Below are 5,386 nucleotides of genomic sequence, written 5' to 3'. Positions count from 1 at the left end.
CTCCCGGGCCGCCGCCCTCCCCGTCCCCGGTCCGACGGGAGGAACGGGCCCTCAGCTGGTCGGCGAGCGCATGGGCCCGCCTGGGCACGTCCAGGCCCCCGGGCAGGAGCCCCGTGGCGGAGACGCCCTCCTCGATGCAGGCGAACATCTCGTCCGCGATGAGGTCCAGGTGGGCGTCGACCCGCTCCGGAGACCGCATGGACTCCTCATTGGTGCGCACGAGCGCCGCGATGGACAGCCCGCTTCCGGCGCAGCGTTCCAGGAGTTCGGCGGAGGTGGCGAAGGGGTGGGGGGCCGCCACCCCGAGCGTCGACGTCGCCTCGGCGGTGGCCAGGGACTCCACGACCGGCTCCTCCGGGTCGTCGTTGGTCTGCACCATGACGAACCCGCCGCCCACCGAGTAGTACGTCCGTCTCAGCAGGGGTGGACTCCCGGCAGCGTCGGTCGGTGGGAGGGGGCCCGACGAGGGCGCCTCTGCCGGGCTGGTCCGGGGAGGGTCCGGCCAGGCCGTGATCGTGAGGGCATTGACGTGGTAGGGCAGGCGGGTGCGCGGCAGGAACCGGATGTCGCGGTCGACGTCGAAGGGGACACGGTGGCCCCCCACCAGTGTGAGTCCTCCGGTGCGGGCGACCTCGGGAAGCACGGACTCGACGACCGCGGTGGGGACCGTCGCCGGGTCGTGGCCGGCCAGTCCCAGCAGGACCGCGCGGTCGGTGTTGTGGCCGCGACCGGTGGCCCCGAGCGAGCCGAGCAGGTCGATGCCCACGCGGGAGACCCCGCGTGGCTCCAGGGCCGCCAGTTCCGCGGCGAAGGCCAGGCCCGCCCGCATGGGGCCCACGGTGTGGGAGGAGGAGGGGCCGATGCCGATGCGGAACATGTCGAAGGCGGAGAGGGGATGGAGGGCATCGGTGGCGGGGACCTGACCGGCGACCAGGGCTGCCGGTGTGGGGTGGGCGGGATCGTGCCGCTCCGGGGTCTCCGCCTGCGGTCGGGAGAGGTGCAGGTCCATGCCCCCATTGTGCCCGCACGGGTGCCGTGCGCACGTCGGTCCCACCGTCACACCCGGGTGGGACGACCCGTGGGGCGACCCCTCCCCGGGGCCCACTTGCACCCGGAGGGACCCTCGGTATGCTCGGGCGGGATGGAGATCTGCAGGGGATTCGGCAGGAGGACCCGGACGCGCGGCAGGGCCGTGGTGGGCACGCTCGCGGCAGCTGTGGCCACACTGGCGCTCGTGGGGTGTGCACGCCGAGCACCGGACCCCAGTCGCAGGGAGGGCCCTCGTCTTCCCTCCCGTCCCCGTCCACGTCGGGGAGTCCATCGACCCCGTCCTCCCCGGCACCCTCCGCGGGCCCGGCGTCGCCCCGGACGGGAACTCCGGAGCCCACACCGGCGGACACAGACGCTTCCCCGGCGCCGTCCGAGAGCGCGGGGTCGCCCTCGTCGCCGGTGGCGGTGGAGGGAGCGGGGGATGCGGACGTGGACTGCGGGGTCACCGCCTGTGTGGCGCTGACCTTCGACGACGGCCCCGACGCGGCGACCACGGGTCGACTGCTCGACACACTCGCCCACCTCGGGGTGCACGCCACCTTCTTCCCCATCGGTTCCCACGTCGTCGAGCAGCCGGGCCTCGTGCGTCGCGAGGCCGAGGACGGACATGTCGTGGGGGCCCACACCTGGGACCACGCGGACCTCACGGGGCTCAGTGCTGCGGCCGTGCGCCGGGAGCTGGGGTCCACGGCCACGGCGGTCCGCGACGCAACCGGGCACGACCCCGTGCTGGTCCGCCCGCCCTACGGGGACTGGAACGACACCGTCCGGGGGGCGGCCGGCCGCCAGCACGCCGCGATCGTCGTGTGGAACATCGACTCCCAGGACTGGGAGTCCCGCAACACCCGGGCAGTGGTCGACCGAGTCCTCTCCACGGTGAAGCGGGGCTCCATCGTCCTCATGCACGACATCTACCCGACCACCGTGGACGCGGTCCCGGAGGTGGTCGAGGGGCTCAGGGAGCGTGGTCTCACACCCGTCACCGTCCCCACGCTGCTGGGTGGGAAGGTCGGTGAGGGCTGGGTCTACTACTCCCAGCACGACCTGGTCCGTCCGGGCAGCACCCAGCAGACGACCGAGTGAGGCGACCACTCGGCGTCGTCCTCCCCGGTCGGTGCCGACCCGGGGGAGATGGCGGCCCCGGTGCGGCGCGGCGAGGCGTGGTCAGGCAGGACGCCCGCACCGGTGCGGTGCAACCCACCGGGCCCACGCGGCACCGCACCCCGGCATCCGGGAACGCCCCCACGCGTGACGGGTGGGTGCCTCAGTCGGTGGGTGTGGTGAGCAGTTCCCGGAGCACGGCCGCCTCCGAGATGTCGGCCCGCCTGGAGGCCGTCAGCAGCGTGAGTGGTCCGGCCGCCGCCCGGGCGCGCAGGTCGGCGAGGGCTGGGGCGTGGTCCCGGTCCCGGAGCTCGGCGAGGTAGCGCTCGCGGAACTCCGGGTACTTGGCGGGGTCGTGCGCGTACCACTTGCGCAGCTCGGTCGAGGGGGCGACCTGCTTGCACCACTCGTCGAGGGCGGCGCGGGTCCTGCTGATGCCGCGTGGCCAGAGGCGGTCGACGAGGACGCGTGCGCCGTCGTCAGGTGCGGGATCGTCGTGGACCCGGCGGACGCGCACGCGTGCGGGAGCTGTCATGGCCGCACCTCCCCGTCTCCTGACCCGTGGGGTCTCCCGGTGCGGCGTGGCGCTGCGGGGCGTGTGGCATCCATGCGGTCAACGGTAGGCCCACGTTGCGTGCCCGGTGCGCTCAGGAGCGGACCTGCGCGGCGCGGGTGTCGCACCGACCCGGAGTGGTCACCCCTGCCCGTCCACCACCGCTCCGGAACTGGTGGAGATCCTGTGGCGGACGCCGGCCACCTGGATGACGAAGTCGCGGCGACCGCGATCGACACCGCCGGTCACGGTGTGCTCGGCAGTGCTCCCGTCCCCGTCCCCGACGGCCTCCACCAGGACCGGCCACCGCGCGGAGGAGAGTGTCGGCACCGGCACGTCGAGCCCGGACGCCCACGTGTCGAAACCGGGCACAGCGGTGTGCCAACGGACGCTGCCGGAGCTGGGGTCGATGCCGAGCAGCTGCGCGTGGGCCGGAGTCGTGTCGGTGCACAGCTCGAGGGCGACCACGGTGTCCTCGTCGAGGACCCAGCTGTCCGACCCGTCCACCAGGGCACGCCGTTGGCAGGCGGCGTCGTCGCCCAGGAACCACGTCGCCGTGGAGGTGGTGGAACGGCCGTGGAGCCCCTCGACCTGCCTCGACCTGAGCTCCGCCTGTTGTGCGGTCGTGGGCACGGTGTCGACGACGGTGCCGTCCGCCCGCGTCCATTCCGTGGCGAGACCGTTGTGGACGAACCACTCCCCGAAGAGCCGGGCGTCCCGACCCGCATCGGGGAGCGGGGGCAGGCCACGGTCCCGGAACGCATCGGCGTCCCAGCGGGAGAGGACCTCACCCGCGCCCCGGTCCAGGACCGCCAGGGCCGTGCGCTGCGGGGCGGAGGCATCGACGAGGACGGCCAGACCACTCCCGCCCGTTGCGCTGGGGACCACCTGCACGCCGGTCGCCCCACGCCACCGGTGCCACCAGCTGCCCTCCCCGGAGGCGGGGTCGGAGGCCGGGGCGGTGTCCTGCGCGCTGCCCGTGTCGGTGCCCGCATCCGGGGAGTCCGCGTCCCCGTCACCCAGGGGGGCCGACACCTGCGCCCAGTGCAGGGTGGCCCCGGGGTCCGAGGTGGTGACCGTGACCGGTGACGGGCCCGGGGCCGACTGTCCGGTCCCGGAGCTCTGCGCGACACCGTCCCCGGCAGCGGTGGTGCCGGAGGCCTCCGCAGTGGCGTCCGCCAGGGCCGCCGGGAGGAGCGGGAGTGCGAGGGTGGCCACCGAGATGAGCGCAGCGGCGCCCACGCGGACGCGTCCGTACCCTGCCTCCGCCCAGCGGCGCGGGTCGTCCGGGCGCGGCAGCAGGAGGAGAGCCACCAGGGTGCTCACCTGGGCGACCACGGAGCGCGACCACCCCGGGTAGGCCACCCAGTCCGCGGCCCACTGGAGCACCAGTCCCCGCAGCGAGAGGAGCAGTGCCCCCAGGAGCAGGAGGGCGAGCACCGGGCGCAGGATCCGCGCCGTGTGCACGGCCAGCCGGGTGCGACGTCGGTGGTCGCCCCGCCCGGAGCGGCCCACCCTGCCGCTCACCCACCAGCAGGCGACCATGACCAGACCACCCAGGAGCACGAGGGCGGCCCCCGGCGCCGTCGCGCGGTGCAGCACGTCGGTGCCCCACACGGGGTCCGCGAAACGGGGGTCGTAGTCGGGTGCGGCGAACCAGGACATGCCGGAGGCCGAGTAGGTGAGCGCCGCAGCGCCCAACCACAGGGCCACTGCGGCGCCCCCCCGCCAGGCGAAGGAACCGCCGTCGGAGGCGGGCTCCATGCTCATTCCGGCCAGCGGGCGCGGTGCCTCGCGTCTCCACGGTCCCATGCGTGCGTCCTCCGGCCCGTCGGCTCCGTCTGCGTCGTCTGCTGCCTCCGGAGCCTCCCCCGGACCCGCCGGGCACTCCGGTGCCATTCAGGGAGAGGCTACGCCGGACGGCTCACGCGCCGGGCACCCTAGACTCGGGGCCATGGTCCAGCGCATGAACGTCGAATCCTTCAACCTCGACCACCGCAGCGTGGTCGCCCCCTTCGTGCGGGTCGCCGACCGCAAGGAGCTGCCCGGGGGTGATGTCCTGGTGAAGTACGACGTCCGGTTCACCCAACCCAATGTCGCCCACCTGGAGATGCCCGCGGTCCACTCCATCGAGCACCTCACTGCGGAACTCATGCGCAACCACACCGACCGACTCATCGACTTCTCCCCCATGGGCTGCCAGACGGGGTTCTACGCACTCATGCTCGGGGTCGGGACCGACGAGTTCCTCCCCCTGTTGGAGGCCACCTTCCGCGACATCCTGGACGCCACCTCCGTGCCCGCGGCGAATGAGGTCCAGTGCGGGTGGGGAGCCAACCACTCCCTCGAGGCGGCCCAGGAAGCGGTCCGTGGGTTCCTCGCCCACCGCGGGGAGTGGGAGACCGTCACCGCGTCCTGAGAGGGTCCCCCGCGCGGGGGCGTCGCCCTCGTCCACCCGCGGCCCTGTCCACCGGCGCCGCTCCCCCCACCCCACACGCCGGCACGAGGGGGCACCCACCGCCCGCAGGCGACGGGGACGCCCGCCGGACACCAACCCCCGACCTCCCTCCCGCGCAGCGGGAGGACCGCACACCACCCGGCCACCCGGCCGACCACACATCCTGGAGGACAGCATGAGCCCCGACGTCACCACCCCACCTGCGCGGCCGGGAGTGCGTGCCG

Annotated in this window: 5 protein-coding genes; 2 read left to right on the top strand and 3 right to left on the bottom strand. The window is 74.2% G+C overall.

Annotated elements, in window-relative coordinates:
- Positions 1 to 1,009 (bottom strand): serine dehydratase beta chain (locus BQ9890_RS10325; protein ID WP_195907664.1); only part of this gene is annotated, 1,009 nt, incomplete at its 3' end.
- 470 nt (positions 1,010 to 1,479) lie between these two features.
- On the opposite strand from BQ9890_RS10325, the gene BQ9890_RS10320 reads away from it, so the two are divergent.
- A complete protein-coding gene (locus BQ9890_RS10320) occupies positions 1,480 to 2,133 on the top strand; it encodes a polysaccharide deacetylase family protein (RefSeq protein ID WP_195907663.1) in 654 nt (217 codons plus the stop codon).
- 181 nt (positions 2,134 to 2,314) lie between these two features.
- On the opposite strand, the gene BQ9890_RS10315 is transcribed toward BQ9890_RS10320, so the two are convergent.
- Together BQ9890_RS10315 and BQ9890_RS10310 are read right to left on the bottom strand one after the other, a co-directional pair.
- Complete coding sequence (locus BQ9890_RS10315; RefSeq protein WP_075891338.1) at positions 2,315 to 2,686, bottom strand: DUF488 domain-containing protein; 372 nt, start codon at positions 2,684 to 2,686, stop codon at positions 2,315 to 2,317.
- Positions 2,687 to 2,845: 159 nt separating this feature from the next.
- Positions 2,846 to 4,516, bottom strand: coding sequence for a hypothetical protein (locus BQ9890_RS10310; RefSeq protein WP_143226309.1), 1,671 nt, complete (start codon positions 4,514 to 4,516; stop codon positions 2,846 to 2,848).
- A 142-nt stretch (positions 4,517 to 4,658) separates the two neighbouring features.
- Between BQ9890_RS10310 and BQ9890_RS10305 the strand changes: the two genes are divergently transcribed.
- Positions 4,659 to 5,123 carry an S-ribosylhomocysteine lyase gene (locus BQ9890_RS10305; protein WP_075891333.1) on the top strand — a complete coding sequence of 155 codons (465 nt, stop codon included), beginning with the start codon at positions 4,659 to 4,661 and terminating at the stop codon, positions 5,121 to 5,123.
- Positions 5,124 to 5,386: the final 263 nt, after the last annotated feature.

Source organism: Actinomyces provencensis, assembly GCF_900155435.1.
Classification (GTDB): Bacteria; Actinomycetota; Actinomycetes; order Actinomycetales; family Actinomycetaceae; genus Pauljensenia; species Pauljensenia provencensis.
The sequence above is the reverse complement of the archived record's forward strand: the minus strand, read 5'-3'. Positions and strand labels throughout refer to the sequence as shown.

What these genes read in the sequence shown, in the direction of transcription:
- BQ9890_RS10315 (WP_075891338.1), bottom strand. Translation starts at nt 2,686, where the DNA reads ATGACAGCTCCCGCACGCGTGCGCGTCCGCCGGGTCCACGACGATCCC.
- BQ9890_RS10310 (WP_143226309.1), bottom strand. Translation starts at nt 4,516, where the DNA reads ATGGGACCGTGGAGACGCGAGGCACCGCGCCCGCTGGCCGGAATGAGC.
- BQ9890_RS10305 (WP_075891333.1), top strand. Translation starts at nt 4,659, where the DNA reads ATGGTCCAGCGCATGAACGTCGAATCCTTCAACCTCGACCACCGCAGC.